17 protein-coding genes are annotated in these 16,468 nt (G+C 59.4%); 2 read left to right on the forward strand and 15 right to left on the reverse strand.

What is annotated here, in order from left to right:
* Nucleotides 1-192 precede the first annotated feature (192 nt).
* Nucleotides 193-1,098, forward strand: a complete 906-nt coding sequence (gene nac, locus QD357_RS19285; protein WP_183938844.1) for a nitrogen assimilation transcriptional regulator NAC — start codon at nucleotides 193-195, stop codon at nucleotides 1,096-1,098.
* Between the two features lie 64 nt (nucleotides 1,099-1,162).
* On the opposite strand, the gene QD357_RS19290 is transcribed toward nac, so the two are convergent.
* The 12 genes from QD357_RS19290 to QD357_RS19345 form a co-directional block, all read right to left on the reverse strand.
* Nucleotides 1,163-2,368 (reverse strand): pyridoxal phosphate-dependent aminotransferase, encoded by a 1,206-nt coding sequence (locus QD357_RS19290; protein ID WP_183938843.1) that lies wholly within the window; start codon nucleotides 2,366-2,368, stop codon nucleotides 1,163-1,165.
* 46 nt (nucleotides 2,369-2,414) lie between these two features.
* A complete protein-coding gene (locus tag QD357_RS19295; protein ID WP_414124784.1) occupies nucleotides 2,415-3,182 on the reverse strand; it encodes a 5-oxoprolinase subunit PxpA in 768 nt (255 codons plus the stop codon).
* 31 nt (nucleotides 3,183-3,213) lie between these two features.
* Nucleotides 3,214-4,209: a biotin-dependent carboxyltransferase family protein gene (locus QD357_RS19300; protein ID WP_183938841.1), complete on the reverse strand. Its 996-nt coding sequence runs from the start codon at nucleotides 4,207-4,209 to the stop codon at nucleotides 3,214-3,216.
* On the reverse strand, nucleotides 4,206-4,913 hold the full coding sequence (gene pxpB / locus QD357_RS19305) for a 5-oxoprolinase subunit PxpB (protein WP_183938840.1): 708 nt from the start codon (nucleotides 4,911-4,913) through the stop codon (nucleotides 4,206-4,208). The genes QD357_RS19300 and pxpB overlap by 4 nt, the downstream gene beginning before the upstream one ends.
* The gene (locus QD357_RS19310) at nucleotides 4,910-5,338 is read right to left on the reverse strand and encodes an acetyl-CoA carboxylase (RefSeq protein ID WP_414124785.1); all 429 of its coding nucleotides are present in this window, start codon (nucleotides 5,336-5,338) and stop codon (nucleotides 4,910-4,912) included. Before QD357_RS19310 ends, pxpB begins: the two co-directional genes overlap by 4 nt.
* The gene (locus QD357_RS19315) at nucleotides 5,335-6,726 is read right to left on the reverse strand and encodes an acetyl/propionyl/methylcrotonyl-CoA carboxylase subunit alpha (protein ID WP_414124786.1); all 1,392 of its coding nucleotides are present in this window, start codon (nucleotides 6,724-6,726) and stop codon (nucleotides 5,335-5,337) included. The genes QD357_RS19310 and QD357_RS19315 overlap by 4 nt, the downstream gene beginning before the upstream one ends.
* Nucleotides 6,726-7,166, reverse strand: coding sequence for an acetyl-CoA carboxylase biotin carboxyl carrier protein (locus QD357_RS19320; protein WP_414124787.1), 441 nt, complete (start codon nucleotides 7,164-7,166; stop codon nucleotides 6,726-6,728). The genes QD357_RS19315 and QD357_RS19320 overlap by 1 nt, the downstream gene beginning before the upstream one ends.
* Nucleotides 7,167-7,448: 282 nt before the next feature.
* Nucleotides 7,449-8,087: a 3-oxo-tetronate 4-phosphate decarboxylase gene (gene otnC / locus QD357_RS19325; RefSeq protein WP_414124788.1), complete on the reverse strand. Its 639-nt coding sequence runs from the start codon at nucleotides 8,085-8,087 to the stop codon at nucleotides 7,449-7,451.
* Nucleotides 8,084-9,346, reverse strand: a complete 1,263-nt coding sequence (gene otnK, locus QD357_RS19330) for a 3-oxo-tetronate kinase (RefSeq protein WP_414124789.1) — start codon at nucleotides 9,344-9,346, stop codon at nucleotides 8,084-8,086. The genes otnC and otnK overlap by 4 nt, the downstream gene beginning before the upstream one ends.
* A gap of 3 nt (nucleotides 9,347-9,349) precedes the next feature.
* A complete protein-coding gene (otnI, locus tag QD357_RS19335) occupies nucleotides 9,350-10,126 on the reverse strand; it encodes a 2-oxo-tetronate isomerase (protein WP_414124790.1) in 777 nt (258 codons plus the stop codon).
* Nucleotides 10,127-10,129: 3 nt separating this feature from the next.
* Nucleotides 10,130-11,059 carry an L-threonate dehydrogenase gene (ltnD, locus tag QD357_RS19340; RefSeq protein ID WP_414124791.1) on the reverse strand — a complete coding sequence of 310 codons (930 nt, stop codon included), beginning with the start codon at nucleotides 11,057-11,059 and terminating at the stop codon, nucleotides 10,130-10,132.
* A gap of 65 nt (nucleotides 11,060-11,124) precedes the next feature.
* Nucleotides 11,125-12,441, reverse strand: coding sequence for an MFS transporter (locus QD357_RS19345; RefSeq protein ID WP_414124792.1), 1,317 nt, complete (start codon nucleotides 12,439-12,441; stop codon nucleotides 11,125-11,127).
* Between the two features lie 241 nt (nucleotides 12,442-12,682).
* On the opposite strand from QD357_RS19345, the gene QD357_RS19350 reads away from it, so the two are divergent.
* Nucleotides 12,683-13,678, forward strand: a complete 996-nt coding sequence (locus QD357_RS19350) for a LacI family DNA-binding transcriptional regulator (protein ID WP_414124793.1) — start codon at nucleotides 12,683-12,685, stop codon at nucleotides 13,676-13,678.
* Nucleotides 13,679-13,808: 130 nt separating this feature from the next.
* Here QD357_RS19350 and QD357_RS19355 read toward each other — a convergent pair whose 3' ends face one another.
* The 3 genes from QD357_RS19355 to QD357_RS19365 all read right to left on the reverse strand — a co-directional run bounded on the left by QD357_RS19355 (nucleotide 13,809) and on the right by QD357_RS19365 (nucleotide 16,320).
* Nucleotides 13,809-14,012, reverse strand: a complete 204-nt coding sequence (locus QD357_RS19355; protein ID WP_414124794.1) for a hypothetical protein — start codon at nucleotides 14,010-14,012, stop codon at nucleotides 13,809-13,811.
* A gap of 299 nt (nucleotides 14,013-14,311) precedes the next feature.
* Nucleotides 14,312-14,530, reverse strand: a complete 219-nt coding sequence (locus QD357_RS19360) for a hypothetical protein (protein ID WP_414124795.1) — start codon at nucleotides 14,528-14,530, stop codon at nucleotides 14,312-14,314.
* Between the two features lie 113 nt (nucleotides 14,531-14,643).
* The gene (locus tag QD357_RS19365; RefSeq protein ID WP_414124796.1) at nucleotides 14,644-16,320 is read right to left on the reverse strand and encodes a methyl-accepting chemotaxis protein; all 1,677 of its coding nucleotides are present in this window, start codon (nucleotides 16,318-16,320) and stop codon (nucleotides 14,644-14,646) included.
* Between the last annotated feature and the right edge of the window lie 148 nt (nucleotides 16,321-16,468).

The raw sequence follows: 16,468 nt of genomic DNA on the forward strand, positions 1-16,468 counted from the left end.
TGCCTAAGACCGATTACTTTTGGAGTAATAAGCAACTTTTATGGAGGTTGACCTGCCGCGGGGAGCGGGCTGCGAACGCGGGCAATTGCCCCATTTTGCCGGAGCCCTCATGACTTTCAAACATCAGTCCGCGTTGCAAAACGGATGCGCGTCTGCAAACATGCCCGCGAAAACAGAATAGTACCCAATGCCATGGATATCAGACGTTTCAAATCCTTCATCGCCATCGTTGACAGCGGCAGCATTACGCGGGCTGCCGATATCCTGCACCTCGCCCAACCGGCACTCAGCCAGCAGTTGGCGGCGCTCGAGGAGCATTTCGGTCAGAAGCTCCTGATCCGAAGCCAGCAGGGCGTCAGCATGACCGATGCTGGACATGCGGTCTACCGGCATGCGCAGATCATTCTCCGTCAGATGGAACAGGCGCAGACGGATGCGGCCGCCGCCGGCAATTCGCTTGCTGGGCGTGTGTCAGTCGGCCTCGTGCCCTTCAGCAGCGCCGCCACGCTTTCGGTCGATCTTCTGGCGGAGACGAGAAAAAGACACCCCGGGATTCTGCTGCATCTGACCGAGAGCGTCGGCCAGACCTACAGCCAGATGATCATGAATGGTCGGCTGGAAATGGCGCTGATCCACGGCGTCGGCCCAATCAAAGGCGTGCGGTTCGAACCGATCCTCAGGGAGGAATTCTATTTCGTTGCCCATCGCAATTTCGCGATCGATTCAGACCTGAAGCCCGTGCCGGTCAGTGCACTGGATGGAATGCCGATGTTGTTGCCGCCGGCCTACAATTTCGTGCGTCGGGCCGTCGACGCCGCCTTCACGCGCAGCCGGATCAATCTCAAGGTCGTAGCGGAAATCGAAATCGTGCGAACCCTGGCGCGTGCGGTCGGCAGCGGTCTTGGCGCGACCATTATGCCAAAGGCGATCGCCGACCGCATCGTGTCGGAATCGAGCGAGCCTCTCGTTTGCCGGCTGGTCACACCCCGCATCGAAGAAGCACTGTCGCTTTGCACATCCGATCAGAGTTCGCTGTCGGAGCCGGCCTTCGCCGTCAAGGACATCCTCGTCGAGCTGACCGAGCACCTGAAGCTCTGAAGCCTGAAAGTAGGCGCTAAATGCTTCCGACCCGGAAACCGGACCGGAGAGGCCCGATCATCCGTCAGCGCATATCACGGCAGAACTGGGCGATGCGCGCGCAGCCCTCGCCAAGCATTTCCATGCTTGTCGCATAGGAGATACGGAAATACGGGCTCATGCCATAGGCGGCACCCTGCACCGTCGCGACGTGATGCTCTTCCACGAGCGCCATGACGAAATCGACATCGGTCTCGATCTTGCGCCCGCCCTTCGTAGTCTTGCCGATCAGACCGGAAATATTGGGATAGATATAGAAGGCCCCCTCGGGCTTATGGCAGCGCAGCCCTTCGACCTTTGAGAGCTGATCGAGAACGAAATCGCGCCTTTCCCTGTAGATGGCCGCGCGCTCCTTGAGCAGGTCTTGGGGGCTATCGAGCGCCGCGATCGCCGCCGCTTGCGTGACGGTCGTCGTGCCGCCGCTGTTCTGGCCGTTGACGTTGCTGATCGCCGCAATCAGCTCCTTCGATCCGCTTGCGCAATATCCCAACCGCCAGCCGGTCATGGCATAAGCCTTGGAGACGCCGTTCATCGTCAGGACGCGGTCGTAAAGCCTGGGCTCCGCATCGGCGATCGTGCAGAATTCGAAGCCGCCATAGACCAGATGCTCGTAGATATCGTCAGTCAGGATCCAGACATTCGGGTGGCGCAGCATGACTTCGGCAATTGCGGCCATCTCGGCGCGCGAGCAGGCCGCACCCGTCGGATTGTTCGGGAAGTTCAGGATAAGCCATTTCGTGCGCGGCGTGATTGCGGCCTCAAGGTCCTCGGGACGCAGCTTGAACCCCGCCTGTTCGAAGCACGGCACGGCGACCGGCACACCGCCGGCAAACTTGACGATATCGGCATAACTGACCCAGGACGGAGTCGGAATAACGACCTCGTCGCCGGGATTGCAGGTGGCAAGCATCGCATTGAAAATCACCTGCTTGCCGCCGCCGGACACCACGATCTGGCTGGCATCGTAATCGAGGTTGTTGTCGCGCCTGAACTTTCTGCTGATCGCAGCCTTCAGCGCCGGCGTGCCGTCCATCGGCGGATATTTTGTATCGCCGCGGAGGGCTGCGGCATGAGCTGCCTCAATCGCATGAGCGGGCGTCGGGAAGTCCGGCTCCCCGGACGAAAGACTGACGACCTTGATGCCCTTGGCGGCCAGTTCCCTGGCGCGCTGGGTCATGGCGGCGGAAGCGGATATGGAGACGTTCTTGAGGCGATCGGCTATGGAAGGCATTGGTGTGCTCTTTCGATGGAAATGAAAACTTGATTGCTGGAAGCAATCAGGATGCAAGTTCGGCAGCAGGCGCGAGCGTGGCGCCGGAAGCCTCGATTTCGCTGCGGACGATGCGGGCAAGTTCCAGCGAACCGGGCGTATCGCTGTGGACGAGGATTGATCTCGCCGGCATCTGGATTGTGGTGCCATCGATGGCCTCGACTGTGCCGTCCGTCAGGAAACGGCGCACCCGCGCCCGGACTGCAGCCTCGTCCTTGACCAAGGCTCCCGGCAGACCGCGGGCAACAAGCGCGCCGCGGGCGTCATAGGCGCGGTCGGCCAGAAACAGCGCCAGCGTCTTGAGCTTCGCGCGTTTTGCCGCTTTTTTGATTTCACTGTCAGGCGTCACGAACACCACAAGACGTGGATCCACCGTGAAAATGGCATCCATCATCAGGTCGGCGAGCGCAGCATCACGATTGACCATATTGCCCATAGCCGCATGAAAGCTGAAATGGCCGACAGTCATGCCCTCGCTTTTGGCGATCGCGATCAGTGCGCCGAGTTGGTAAAGCATCTGCTGCCGCAGCTCATCGGGCTGAAACGGCATTTCACGCCGGCCGAAGCCGGCCCGATCCGGCATACCCGGATGTGCGCCGATACCCACGCCGTTTTCCTTCGCAAGACGCACCATGCGCGCCATCGTGTCGGAGTCTCCACCATGAAAACCACAGGCGATGTTGGCTGAGGAGACGATCTTCATCATCGCTTCGTCATCGCAGAGCCGATAAGGACCGAAACCTTCGCCCATGTCGGAATTCAGATCGATCTTCATCGTTTCCTCCCTTTGATCCCTGCAATTGCCGTCAAGCCATCGCCTTCAAGGCGCGCTTGACCATCTGCGAGGTCTGTCTGATATCCGCGATGTAGCGGGCAACGGCCTGCTCCACCGCGCGTGCCTCGGCATGCGTGGAGCGGACGAACCGCAACCGGCTCCCGATACGGGCTTGGCCGAGACGCCAGTGATCGCATTCGATGACGCCGGCGATCTTAGGATAGCCACCCGCAGTGTTGGCGTCGCTCATCTGAATGATCGGCTCGCCGCCGGGCGGAACCTGCACCACGCCAGGCACGATGCCGTGAGAGCGCATCTCGACTGTCGCCGTCGGTTTGATCGGTTCGCCGGACAGGCGATAACCGGTTCGGTCGCTGCTCGACGATATCCTCCAGGTCTGGCTCCAGAAGGCCTCGCCATCGCCGGCAAACAGCTCATGTTCGCCGGCGGCTATCGCACGGATCGGCAGAACGCCCTCTATCATAGCCGGAAAGACATCACGCAGGGCCACGGCCGGCTCGACGACAGCGATGCCGCCTGGTGGCAGAGGAAGCGCATCAGAAGACGTGCCGAATTCAATCCTGTCGCCCTTGACGAGCGGTCGACCGGCATTTCCGCCGAAGCCACCGCGTAACGAGGTGCTGCGCGAGCCCATGAGAACCGGCACATCCAATCCTCCACGGAACACGATATAGGCGCGGGCCAATTTCGGCGGCTGTCTCAGCTCCAGAATCTGACCCGGCTCCGCAACATGGGTACACCACGGAAGCAGTTCCCGACCGTCCAGCATCGGATGGCCGTCCGCACCCGTGACAGCAAAGACGCCACCGGTCTCGAATCGAAGCTTAAACGGAAAGGTCTGGACCTCTATCGCGGCTGCATCGTCTTCGTTGCCAACGAGAATATTGCCGATCCTCACGGCAAGAGGATCCATTGCGCCGCAGGCCGAAACCCCGATATCGCGATAGCCGGGTCGGCCAAGGTCCTGGACCGTGTTGAATGGACCGGTCTCGACAATCTCGATCATAGCTCGATCCTCGCCGGTAAGAAGCGCACGGTATCGCCGGGTGCCATCAAGGCCGGTGTCGCAGATGTTGGATCGAACATTTGCAATTCTGCGTGGCCGAGCGAGTTCCAGCCGTTCGGGCCGGTCAGCATCGCGACGCCCGTCTGCATTCCCCCGATCGTCACGCTGCCCTTTTCCATCCTGAGTGATGGGACGGTCTTGCGCGGCATGTAAATGCGCGGATCGAGACCATGCAGGTAGCCGAAACCCGGGGCGCTTCCCAGGGCAAAGACGCGGTAGCTCGCCTCGTAGTGAATGCGCACCACCTCGCGGTCGCTCAATCCGCAGAAGTCGCAGATGGCGGGAAGATCGATCGCATAAGCACCGCCGTAATGAACGGGAATTTCGATGATCTTGCCTTCCAGGTCGAGGCTCTCGGCATTGCTCCATGCTTCGAGAAGCCGGCCCGCAATGATTTCGGGATCCTCGGGCGTTTCCTTGAAGATCGCCAGCAAATTGGTCATGCCGGGGATCACTTCCGCGATATCAGCCCAGCCCTTTACAGTTTGGGCCAGGGCCCAGATCCATCGTTGCGCAGGGAGATCGAATTCACCCAGTGCTTCGAGCAGGAAGGATCGGGCTCCGATGCAGGAAACCCGCGCCTGGCCCTTCGTGGCGGGAACGATTTCGCGCAATGGCGTAAGAATGTTCGAAGTAGCAATCATGATATCGGCTCGATTTCGAACAGGGGATCACCAAATCCGACGAGCGCATCTGGCTCCATCAACTGCTTGGCCAGCAAGCCGKACCGGCCAGCGGGAACGGGAAGCAGGACGGAACCGATGCGGATGAAGCCGATCACGTCTTCACTGGCGACGGTACGAGGCAGACGCTCGGCTCCATTGGTATCCCGGGGATGCAAAGGATAGAAATGACCTGCCATCGGCGCCTTGACCGGCGCCGCCGATATCGCGGCCAAGCCCGGCTGCGCTTTTCCCGTCAGGCTGATTTGCGCGCCCGCCTCCTTCGAAACCACGATGCGCAGATTGCCGCCGGGCCTCGATATTTCCAGACCGTCTACCCCCGCTGCCGTCAAAGCATCGGCAAGGGCTGCGATGGTTAAGGGATCGCTGAAGTCGATCGCGCTCATGCCGCCCTCCGATGCTGTAGCCATTGCTCCAGGTAATGGATATCCGTCCCGCCGCGGGCGAAGCCTTCGTCGTCGAACAATGCGCGCAGCAATGGCAGGTTGGTGGAAATCCCTTCTATTCGGGTGGCGGCAAGCGCCTCGCGCATTTTCGCCATCGCCTCCGCCCGATTGGGCGCGTGAACGATCAGCTTGGCGATCAGCGAGTCATAATAGGGCGAAATTCGATAGCCGGCATGGATATGGGTGTCGACCCGGATGCCGGGACCTTCCGGTAAGACAAGATCGGAGATCGTGCCTGCCGAAGGCAGGAAGCTTTCGGGATCCTCGGCATTGATGCGGCATTCGAAGGAATGGCCGGTACAGGTCACATCATCCTGGGCGGTTTCCAGGGGAAGCCCTTGAGCGACCTGTATTTGCGCGCGAACAATATCGATCCCGCTGGTCATCTCGGTGACCGGATGCTCGACCTGCAGGCGCGTGTTCATTTCGATGAAATAGAACGCATCATCCTCATAAAGGAACTCGAATGTCCCGACACCACGATAGCCGATCTGCCGGCAGGCTTCGACGCAGGCCATGCCGACAGGCTTGATCGTCTCCGAAGAAATTCCTGGTGCAGGCGCCTCTTCCACGACCTTCTGATGCCGCCGTTGCATCGAACAATCGCGATGCCCGAGCCAGATGGCATTGCCATAGATATCGCAGAGCACCTGAATTTCGATATGGCGCGGATGTTGGAGAAACTTCTCCATGTAGAGCGCGGGGGAACCGAAAGCCTGACGCGCTTCCTCGCGCGTCAGGGCGATGGCTCCGTGCAGAGAGCCGGCGTCGGGAACCACCCGCATGCCTCTTCCGCCGCCGCCGCCGGCCGCCTTTATGATCACGGGGTAGTCGATTTCCAGCGCGATACGCTCGATGGAAGACGGATCATCCGGAAGCGCCGTATCGGGGCCGGGCACGCAGGGAACGCCGGCGGCGATCATTGCCCGTTTTGCCGATATCTTGTCGCCCATGGTCGCGATCGAGGAAGCCTCCGGCCCGATGAAGACGAGACCGGCCTTCTCGACGGCTTCAGCGAAGGCAGCGTTTTCCGACAGGAACCCATAGCCGGGGTGGATCGCGCCTGCCCCAGTCAGTTGCGCGGCGAGCAGGATTGCGTCCTGATTGAGATAACTCCGGGCCGCATTCGAGGGACCGATGCACAGAAAGCGGTCGACTGTTTTGCCATAGGCTGCCTGCCGGTCCGCCTCGGAGCAGATCGCCACCGTCTTCAGACCAAGTTCGCGGCAAGCGCGCTGAATGCGCACTGCAATCTCGCCCCGATTGGCGATGAGAACCGTATCGAAACGTCGTTCCGCCAAGCCGACCTTGTCGAAAGGCTCCGTCATCACGCGATCTCCGCCAGCACGTCGCCCGTTTCGACTTCGCTGCCATCGACATCGGTCAGGCGCAAAATGCGGCCTGCACGCGGCGCGACGATTTTGTTGAAGACCTTCATTGCTTCGATGATGAAAAGGGTCTGCCCCTCCTCCACCGTGTCGCCAATCCCAACGAAAGGCTCTTCCTTCGGTGCTGGCGCGCGATGCAGCACGCCGAAAAGGGGCGCTTTCACGGCGATGGTCGAGGCAGGTGCATTTGGCGAAGCATGGCGGCTGGATGCGGCGGGACCAGCCGCTGCTTTTTCGGGGACCTGCGCCGGCACCGTGGAGGCCGCCTGATCCGGTGTCCGGAAGATCCGAACCGTGACGTCCTTTTCCGTCACCGTCAGCTCGGAAACATTCGATCGTCCGACAAAATCGATCAGCGTCTTTATTTTCGACAGGTCCATCAGAGTACTCGGTATTTCGGAGTGCCTCTTCGCGATCCCCATACTGTGAGAACCGCTTTCGGCTGACTTCCTCCGTACACGATGGGCCGAGCGATGGGGTCAGAAGAACTTTCAATGACCAGCGGTCACGGGTGATGGGGGGCGCCTTGAAGGGGGAGGCTACAGCTCCTGATCAGCGGTTTGCCGATCAGGATTCGGGTTGCGATCAAGATGCCATCCCGATCTGTCGCAAGATGCTTCAGCGGCTGAAATCAGTTCAGGCCACAGCCGTGCCGATCGACCCTAGCATTTGGCTGGGAAGCGGCGTTGCAGTTCGGTCGTCTCGTCGCAACTCAAGGGCCTTGTTTTCTCACCACGCAACAACAGGAACAGTTTGGCCGTCTCTTCGAGTTCCTCGACGGAATATACCGCCTCGGAAAGATCGGCACCGGCAATGACCGGGCCGTGATTGGCGAGAAGCACGGCATGGCTGTTGGCAGTGCGCTCCGCAACAGCCTGAGCCAAGGCTTCGTCGCCAGGGGGATAATAGGGCACGAGCGGCAGGCGACCGACGCGCATGACATAATAGGCCGTGAGCGGCGGAAGCACATCATCATGGTCGAGGCCGCACAGGCAACTGACCGCGACGGAATAAGTCGAATGCAGATGGACGACAGCCCGCGCGCGCGGCCGTTTCTCGTACATGACGCGATGAAGAAACGCTTCCTTGGTGGGCGCGTCACCCGAGATGTGCCGCCCTGCCTCATCCAGCTTGGCGATGCGCGCTGGGTCAATGGCTCCCATGGACGATCCTGTCGGGGTCATCAGCCATCCATCGTCGACGCGGACGCTGATATTGCCGGTCGATCCGGCGGTCAGGCCGCGATCGAACAGCGATTTTGCATACCCGGTGATCTGGTCGCGAATCTTTGTCTCGCTCATACGGAAATATCCAGGGCACGTTCGAAGAAATCAGGACCGCCAAAATTGCCGCTTTTGAGCGCCACCTGCAATGGCCGATCGGAGAGTGTTGTCGTCCATGGCACTCCGGGCGCGATCTCAGCGCCGATGGAGAGGCCTTGCACCTTGAGCGCAGAAATCACAGCGCCGGACGTCTCTCCTCCGGCCACGAGCAATCGGCTGACGCCGTTCGCCACGAGCCCTTCCGCGATCGCGGCCAGCGTATGTTCCATCATGGCGCCCGCCTGCTGTGCCCCGTATTTCGCCTGGTTCTCCTCCACCTCAGCGGGATCGGCGGACCCGTAGATCACAACCGGTTCGCCGGCCGGTTGGCTTTGCGCCCAGGACAGCGTCTCTTCGACGACGGAGCGCTTGTTGGCTATGGCGTCTAGGTCGATCCTGCGGCTCGGCCAAAGCGCCGTGGCCCTGGCAAGCTGCTGACGCGTGGCGGCAGAGCAACTGCCCGCCAGAATTGCCGTTCGCGGTGACGCCGAGGATGTGGACGCGCGTTCCGCCGGCTTGCGTGGTGAAATGCCGAAATTCGCCGGCAGGCCCATGGCGAGCGCCGAACCGCCGGTGATGAGCTTATGGCCGCGCACCGCGCGTCCGATGGCCCGGAGATGATCATCATGGATCGCATCCGTGACGACATAGCGTTGTCCGGCCTCTACGCTTCTGCCAAAAGCGTCCGCAATCGCAGCATCACCCGCAGAGATGACGTCATGGGGAACGAGGCCGATGCTGTGGGCCGACTGTTCCGCCATCAGCGAGACCAGATCGGAACGGCGCATGGGCGTCAACGGATGGTCCTTCATCGGCGAATCCTGCAGCAGTTGCCGGCCGACGAAAAGATGCCCATTGAACACCGTCCGCCCGTTCTTGGGGAAAGCAGGACATACAACCGCAATCTTTGCATCGAGCGCGTCGCTCAAGGCATCCGCGACGGGACCGATATTGCCCTTAGCGGTGGAGTCGAATGTCGAGCAATATTTAAAGAAAATCTGCTCGGCGCCGTGCGCCCGCAGCCACGTCAGTGCGTCGAGCGATTGCGCGACCGCTTCCGCAACGGGAGTAGTGCGGGATTTTAGCGCAACGACGACGGCATCCGCGTCATGAACGTCGAATGCCGACGTGGGAACGCCGATCGACATGACAGTCCGCATGCCTTCGCGGACGAGAATGCTGGCGATGTCGGTTGCACCGGTGAAGTCGTCAGCTATGACGCCAAGAAGAATACCCATCGATCATCCCCGCTTGTAAGGTTCGAACCATCCCAAACCGTCCGTCGTTCGACCGCGAGGATGATACTCGCAGCCGACATAGCCCGTGTAGCCGAGCCGATCGAGTTCGGAAAACAGGAACGGATAGTTGAGTTCTTCGCCGTCGGGCTCCTGACGCGACGGCACGCTGGCGATCTGCACATGCCCGCTGATTGGCATCAGCTCCCGCAGGCGTGTCGTCACGTCGCCATGAATGATCTGGCAATGATAGATATCGAACTGCAGCTTCACATTGGTGAGGCCGAACTCACCGATCATCTGCGCGGCCGCGTGGAAATCATTGAGAAAATAGCCCGGCATATTACGCCCGTTGATGGGCTCGAGCAAAAGATTGAGCCCTCTTTCGGCGAGCCGTTCAGCGGCATGCTCCACCGCACGACGGTAATTTACTCGCGCTTGCGGATCGTTACGATCGCCCAAGCCTGACATCAGGTGAATGTTCTTCACGCCGGTGGCCTCGGCATAGACGAGCGCGCGGGTCACGCCATCGGCTACATCGTMGAAGCGGCCCGGCAACGACGCCAGCCCTCGCATGCCGGCGGCCCAATCGCCCGGAGGCATGTTGAACAGTGCCTGGGTCAAGCCGTTGCGGACAAGTCGTTCCTGGACGTCTTCCGGCTTGAAGTCATAGGGAAACAGATATTCGACAGCGGAAAACCCTGCCTCGGCGGCAGCGTCGAAACGATCAAGAAACGGCCATTCGTTGAACATCATCGTCAGGTTGGCAGCAAAGGCAGGCATGGCTCACCTCGCCTTTTCTGGAAGCGAAGCGCCGGAAAGCTGCGCATAAAGGCGCGCKAGCGAGGAATCGTCGTCGCGTCCCATGCCGGCGCCGGAAGCCGCGAGGTACATTTGCAATGCCGCAGCGCTGAGCGGCACCGGATAACGTTCGGACCGAGCCATATCCTGGATGATGCCGAGATCCTTGACGAAAATCTCGATGGCGCTGAGCGGCGTGTAATCGCCGGCGAGCACATGGGGGATGCGGTTTTCGAACATCCATGAATTGCCGGCGGAAGCGGTAATCACCTCATAGACCTTGTCGAGGTCGAGCCCCAGTTTCGCGGCAAGCGTGATCGCCTCGCAGGCGGCGGCGATATGAACGCCGGCGAGCAACTGATTGATCATCTTGAACGCGGCGCCGGCGCCGGCGGTATCACCGAGTTCATAGACTTTGGCGGCCATGGCATCGAGCGCGCGGCGCGCTGCGCTGAAGGCAGCCTTTGTCCCTGAGGCCATGACCGTCAGCTCGCCATTGGCAGCACGCGCCGCTCCCCCCGAAATGGGGGCGTCGAGATAGTGAACKGCCCTTGTCTCGAGTTGCGAGGAAAGCTTGCTGGCCACGGCGGGATCCATCGTTGCCGACGAGATAAATACGGAGCCGGGACGCATGACGTCTGCAATGCCGCCAGTACCGAACAGGACGTTTTCCGTCTGGGCCGCATTGACGACCACCGAAACCACGATGTCGGCCTCTCTTGCGGCTTCTGCGATGCTGGAAGCGGAGCGGCCTCCTGCTTGCACGAAGCGGGAAACGGCATCTGCGGAAATATCGACACCGATCACATCAAAGCCGGCCTTCTTGAGCGAGAGGGCCATGCCCATGCCCATGGCGCCAAGACCAATTACCACCGCCACCTGGGGCGTTTCCGCGTTTTCCTGAAGGGTTGTCATGTGATGATCCTTAGATGATGCAATGGGTGGACTCCCCGACATCTGGTGTCGGGGAGCCGCTCATTTCAGCGGTTTACCATTTTCGCCGGCACCGAAAGCGTTGCGATGCAACCGACGACCAAGGCCGCTGCCAGGAAATACATACCAATGGAATTACTGCCCGTAGCGTCCTTGAGATAACCGATTATGAAGGGTCCCAGGAAACCCGCGAGATTGCCGACCGAATTGATCCATGCAATGCCTGCCGCGGCGCCAGTGCCGGCCAGGAAGGCTGTTGGCAGGGACCAGAACAGCGGCGCGCAGGTAATGACACCGGCCGCAGCCAGCGACAGCGCTGCGATGGCAATTCCAGTGCTCGATGCCATGGTTGCGGCGATGAAGCCGACGCAGGCGATCATGGCGGGGACAACGAGATGCCAGCGACGTTCGCGGAAGTGGTCAGACGAGCGTCCGAGAACGAGCATGGTGATGAATGTGCAGATGTAGGGAATTGCCGAGACCAAGCCGACGTTGAAATTGCCGACAACCCCGGAAGCCTTGACGAGCGTCGGCATCCAAAAGTTCAAGCCGTATTGGCCGAGCACGAAGCAGAAGTAGATAAGGCTCATCAGCCACACCCGGCCGTCGCGCAGGGTTGCGCCGAGGCTGCTGGGGCTCGCGGTCTTGATCCGGTTCTCAGCCTCCATGTTGGCCAACAGAACGTCTTTCTCCTTCTGGTCCAACCATTTTGCATCGTCGATACGGTTGTCGAGATAGAAGAAGACGACAAGGCCAAGCAGAACTGCGGGAACGGCCTCAATCAGGAACATCCATTGCCATCCGGACATGCCGTGGAACGTGTGAAAGCTGTCCATGATCCAGCCCGAAAGCGGGTTTCCGAAGATGGCGGAAACCGGAATGGCGGACATGAAGGTCGCAATGATCTTGGCGCGCCGATGGGACGGATACCAAGATGTCATATAGAGAATGATCCCCGGGAAAAAGCCGGCTTCCGCGAGACCGAGCAGGAAACGCAGAATGTAGAACATCGTTTCCGAGCTCGTGAATGCGAAGGCGGCGGAAACGATGCCCCAAGTGATCATGACGCGGGCGATCCAAATCCTTGCGCCGACCTTGTTCATCAGCAGATTGCTGGGCACTTCGAAAAGGAAGTAGCCGATAAAGAAAATGCCGGCGCCAGCCCCGTAGGCGGCCTCCGAAAGGCCCAGCTCGCTGGACATCTGTAGTTTGGCAAAGCCGACATTGACGCGGTCGAGATATGCGACCACGTAGCAGAACATCAGTAAGGGGATAATCCTCCAAAACACTTTCTTGTAAGCAGTATTTTCTAAAGCTTCGGACACGCCCGCCTGGGCGGCCAATGCCTGATCCAGCACCGTCATTGCTCTCCTCCTCCGATGAAATGCGGTTCGTTCGCCTCCTCGCGCCCCAAATTGGCAGCGCTGCCATTCATGTAAATCATTTTGGCAGCGCTGCCAAGTATTTTTTGGCAGCGCTGCCATTGAATAGACAGGCCTGTTCCGAATATGCTTGCGGAGGCTGCCTTTTCAGAGTGCGTCGCGCTCGCCAAAATCTTGATTGACAAGGTGAAACGAGGCGGAAAACTCGAGCCGGGGGAAGGAAATGGACCTGAAAAACGCTCCGATCACACTGGCCGAGGTTGCGGACGCTGCGGGCGTTGGTGAAAGCACGGTCTCGCGCGTTCTGCGCAATCATGGGTCCTTTTCCGAGAAAACACGCGCGCGCGTCATGGCGGCGGTCGATAAGCTTGGCTACGTTCCCAACAAGATTGCCGGAGCCCTGGCATCGACGGGCACGCCGTTGGTGGCGATCATCGTGCCCTCCCTCTCGAATATCGTTTTCGCGGACGTCCTGAGCGGCGTTACCCGGGCGCTTGAGGTGCGGCAGAAGCAAGCCGTATTCGCCGTGACCGAATATGATCCGATGCGGGAGGAAGCGCTTGTTGCTGCCGTTCTGGCGTGGCGGCCGGAAGCGGTCATGCTTGTCGGCCTGGAACATACGGAAGGAACGCGAAAGCTGTTGCGCGCCGCCGGATGCCGTGTTCTTGAACTGCTGGATATCGATGGAGAACCGATCGATATCGCTGTCGGATTCTCTCACCGCTCGGCTGGCCGGGCTACCGCCGCTCATCTCATTGAAAAAGGCTACACGCGTATTGCTTATGTCGGACACGACATGGAACGCGACACCCGCAGCGCAAAACGCTTCGAAGGCTTTGTCGATCAGCTCAAACAGGCTGGGCTCACGCTAAGAGATCGGGAAATCCGCAATGCTCCTTCCTCTGTCAGCGCCGGAAAGGCGGGGTTAGCGAGTGTTTTAAGCCGATCCCCCGACGTTGACGCCGTGTATTTCTCCAATGACGACATGGCACTTGGAGGCTACTTCCATTGCCTGTCCATGGGAATTCCCGTGCCTGACCGGTTGGCGATCATCGGCTTCAACGCACTCGATATCTGCCGCCACACCCCGCAGCCCATTGCCAGCATTCTCACGCGGCGTGTGGAGATAGGAAGGCGGGCAGCGGAACTCCTGCTGGAGGATGCGCCAGCTCAGACAGTCGATGTCGGATTCTTGCTTGTGCCGGGCGAGACGGCTTGATGTAGCGTGTGCCATTGAGGCCATATTTGAGACAAGCAATCACCCTCCGTTGGCGGTGTTTACTTGGCTTAGTTGATGGGAGACGAGCTCGTCCCAGCCGTGGTCAAGTTCTGCCAATGCTTGACTTGTCTCATTCCGGAAACTCGCGGGGACGCTCATTCGACAGCAGCTCAACATTGATGGCTGTTCCGTCGATCAGGTCGGCTCTCTCGATTCCCGTCAAAAAATAACCTTCGTAGGCAACCGGTCTTGGATATGGCCAGTCCTTATAGGCGGTCGCTTCAATGATAGCCCGGCCCGGAATATGTATCTCGGCACGAAGCTTCTTACCCATAGGAAGGTTTGACCTCCCCTCCAAGATCACGGTCGCACCGTGACTACTGTCGATAGAAAATGCACCCAGGACCGTTCGCATATTATCCCCGAGGAATTCACAAACTGATTTTTTGAGGCTTTTGTCTTTTGAAGTAAGGTCTTTCAAGGACGATTATTAGCGTAAAAACCTTCTGCAACGATTGCTCGAAAGCGAAGCATTTGAATCAATCGGCTTTAAGTGTCGAGATTTGGGATGTTCGCGATCCCTTGAAGGCACGTTCGGACAACCAGAACCGAACGTGCCTTCGATATTCAAACCTAAGCTTCGCCTCCCGCGCGCAACCTGCCCTCGGAGAAGTGACGGGTTTCCTCGGCCTTTACCGCCGCTATTCCGTTGTGAATTGCGGTCAGTCGATTGAAAATGCCCTCGATTTCTGCACGAACACACAGCATTTTTTGCAGTGCGTCGACCTCGTCGTAAGAGAGCCCCGAAGCATCCGAAGCGTTGTCGAGAGGAAAGGGGATAACGATGCTCATTGAAATTCCTTGAATTGAAATGCGCTGGAGCGCCGTCCTGGCTCGCTCAGAATTGGTACCCGGGCCCGGATGGACCCAGGTATTTTAGACCGAAAATAGATTGCGAGACGGCGTCAAAACTCTTCCCAGCCTTCGGTGGCAATCGCGGCGTTGCCATKGGTCGGAAAGGCCTTCGCAATTTTGGATCTGAGCTCGCGCGCGGGCGAAGGAGATGCCTGCGGCTCGGTCTTCCTATTCCGCGGCTGCGCATCGGAGGTCCGGCCACGACTGATGTTGAACTCGCTCAACAATTGCGTAATGCGACCGACCTCCCGTACGAGGGCATGGCTGGCGGCAGTCGACTCCTCGACCATCGCGGCATTCTGCTGCGTGCTTTGGTCCATTGCATTGACGGCAGTGTTGATTTCTTGAAGCGCGGTCGATTGTTCGCGAGCCGCTTCAACGATCGCACCGATATGGTGGTCGATTTCCTTCACCTCTTCGACGATGACCGTGAGTGCCGATCCGGTTTCGCCAACCAATCCGACGCCGGCTTTAACCTGCTCGCCGGAATTGTTGATCAGCTCCTTGATTTCCTTTGCCGCTTTGGCGGAGCGCTGGGCAAGTTCTCGTACCTCTTGGGCGACAACCGCAAAGCCTTTGCCTGCGTCCCCAGCGCGTGCCGCTTCCACACCGGCGTTCAATGCAAGCAAGTTCGTCTGGAAAGCGATCTCATCAATGACACCGATGATGTTGGAAATCTCGCGAGACGAGCTGTCGATCGCGCCCATGGCGGCGACAGCCTGGCGGACGATCTCCCCTGATTTTTCTGCACCAAGGCGCGCTTTGGCGACGAGCTGGCCTGCTTCTTCTGCCCGTCGAGCGGAATCCTTGACCGTTGTCGTGATTTCTTCCAATGCAGCCGCCGTCTGCTCGATCGAGGCGGCCTGTTGCTCGGTCCGCCTGGCCAGATCGTCCGCTGCCGAACGTATCTCCTGCKATCCGCCATGAATCTGCGATGCGGCACCTTCGATCTGGCCTACCGTGCCGGCCAACTGTTCAAGCGCATTGTTGAAATCGTCGCGCAGCCCGTGATAGGCGCTCGGCAGATCGTCATTGATGCGATAGCTGATGTCCTTGCTGACGATGGCTGCCATCGCCCGGCCGAAACAGTCGCATACCAGCTTCTGTTCCGCGGCAATCGCCTCCGCCTGGGCCTTCTGTTTGGCGGCCTCGGCCTCATCGATATAGACGGAAATGGCGAGATCCATATCCAGCATGACGGCCTTTACCAAGCTTGCGAGCGCCTTGCCGAATTCGGCAGGTTTCATCGGGCCTTTCGAGAATAGCCCGCCCTTCGGAGACATCTCCTCGACAGCAGTGCTGATCAGGTGATCGAGAATGATGGCGTAACCGCCGATATACCATTGTGGTTCGAGCCCGATCCGCGCGTGAACCGTGCCGATCGTGCGTACCTTTCCGACATAGTCCTCATTGAAATTGCCGTCGGAAATGTTCACCCAATGGCCCGCTTGTGCGCCCTTGGCGCGAGCAATATGCTCGTCCGAGGAAAAGAACCGTTTGACCTCAGGGCTCTTGCGAAGCTCGGCATAGAACTTGTCCAGGCCCCGCGGCAGCTCGCGTTCGATGAGAGCCTTCAGCGAGCGAATGCTGGCACGAGCCCTCGTGTCCAAGCCCATGAATTCCAGCCGGCGGTCGATGTTCTGATTTTTTAAGGACGTTCCGCTTGGCCCGGCGGCCGAACCGTGATGCGTGTGACGATCGCTATGTGCGTGAGAATAGTTCGACATTGTCCCTCCTGAAAACCGGATTCCGAAATTGATAACGCGCGATAAGCGCTCCGAAACCCGTCTTCATGGCGGGAAAAGGTGCAGACCGAACCTCATCGGATGTCCAGGATTTGGGACGAGATAGTTAATGATGCGTAAACATTTCAGC

It is taken from the genome of Rhizobium sp. BR 317 (assembly GCF_047445835.1).
GTDB lineage: Bacteria > Pseudomonadota > Alphaproteobacteria > Rhizobiales > Rhizobiaceae > Rhizobium > Rhizobium paranaense.

Bases quoted from the DNA above. Each gene is read 5' to 3' on its own strand.
- QD357_RS19350 (WP_414124793.1), top strand. From the start codon at position 12,683: ATGGACCTGAAAAACGCTCCGATCACACTGGCCGAGGTTGCGGACGCT.
- QD357_RS19295 (WP_414124784.1), bottom strand. From the start codon at position 3,182: ATGAAGATCGATCTGAATTCCGACATGGGCGAAGGTTTCGGTCCTTAT.
- QD357_RS19300 (WP_183938841.1), bottom strand. From the start codon at position 4,209: ATGATCGAGATTGTCGAGACCGGTCCATTCAACACGGTCCAGGACCTT.
- QD357_RS19315 (WP_414124786.1), bottom strand. From the start codon at position 6,726: ATGACGGAGCCTTTCGACAAGGTCGGCTTGGCGGAACGACGTTTCGAT.
- QD357_RS19320 (WP_414124787.1), bottom strand. From the start codon at position 7,166: ATGGACCTGTCGAAAATAAAGACGCTGATCGATTTTGTCGGACGATCG.
- pxpB (WP_183938840.1), bottom strand. From the start codon at position 4,913: ATGATTGCTACTTCGAACATTCTTACGCCATTGCGCGAAATCGTTCCC.
- otnK (WP_414124789.1), bottom strand. From the start codon at position 9,346: ATGGGTATTCTTCTTGGCGTCATAGCTGACGACTTCACCGGTGCAACC.
- QD357_RS19360 (WP_414124795.1), bottom strand. From the start codon at position 14,530: ATGAGCATCGTTATCCCCTTTCCTCTCGACAACGCTTCGGATGCTTCG.
- nac (WP_183938844.1), top strand. From the start codon at position 193: ATGGATATCAGACGTTTCAAATCCTTCATCGCCATCGTTGACAGCGGC.
- QD357_RS19345 (WP_414124792.1), bottom strand. From the start codon at position 12,441: ATGACGGTGCTGGATCAGGCATTGGCCGCCCAGGCGGGCGTGTCCGAA.
- QD357_RS19290 (WP_183938843.1), bottom strand. From the start codon at position 2,368: ATGCCTTCCATAGCCGATCGCCTCAAGAACGTCTCCATATCCGCTTCC.
- otnC (WP_414124788.1), bottom strand. From the start codon at position 8,087: ATGAGCGAGACAAAGATTCGCGACCAGATCACCGGGTATGCAAAATCG.
- QD357_RS19355 (WP_414124794.1), bottom strand. From the start codon at position 14,012: ATGGGTAAGAAGCTTCGTGCCGAGATACATATTCCGGGCCGGGCTATC.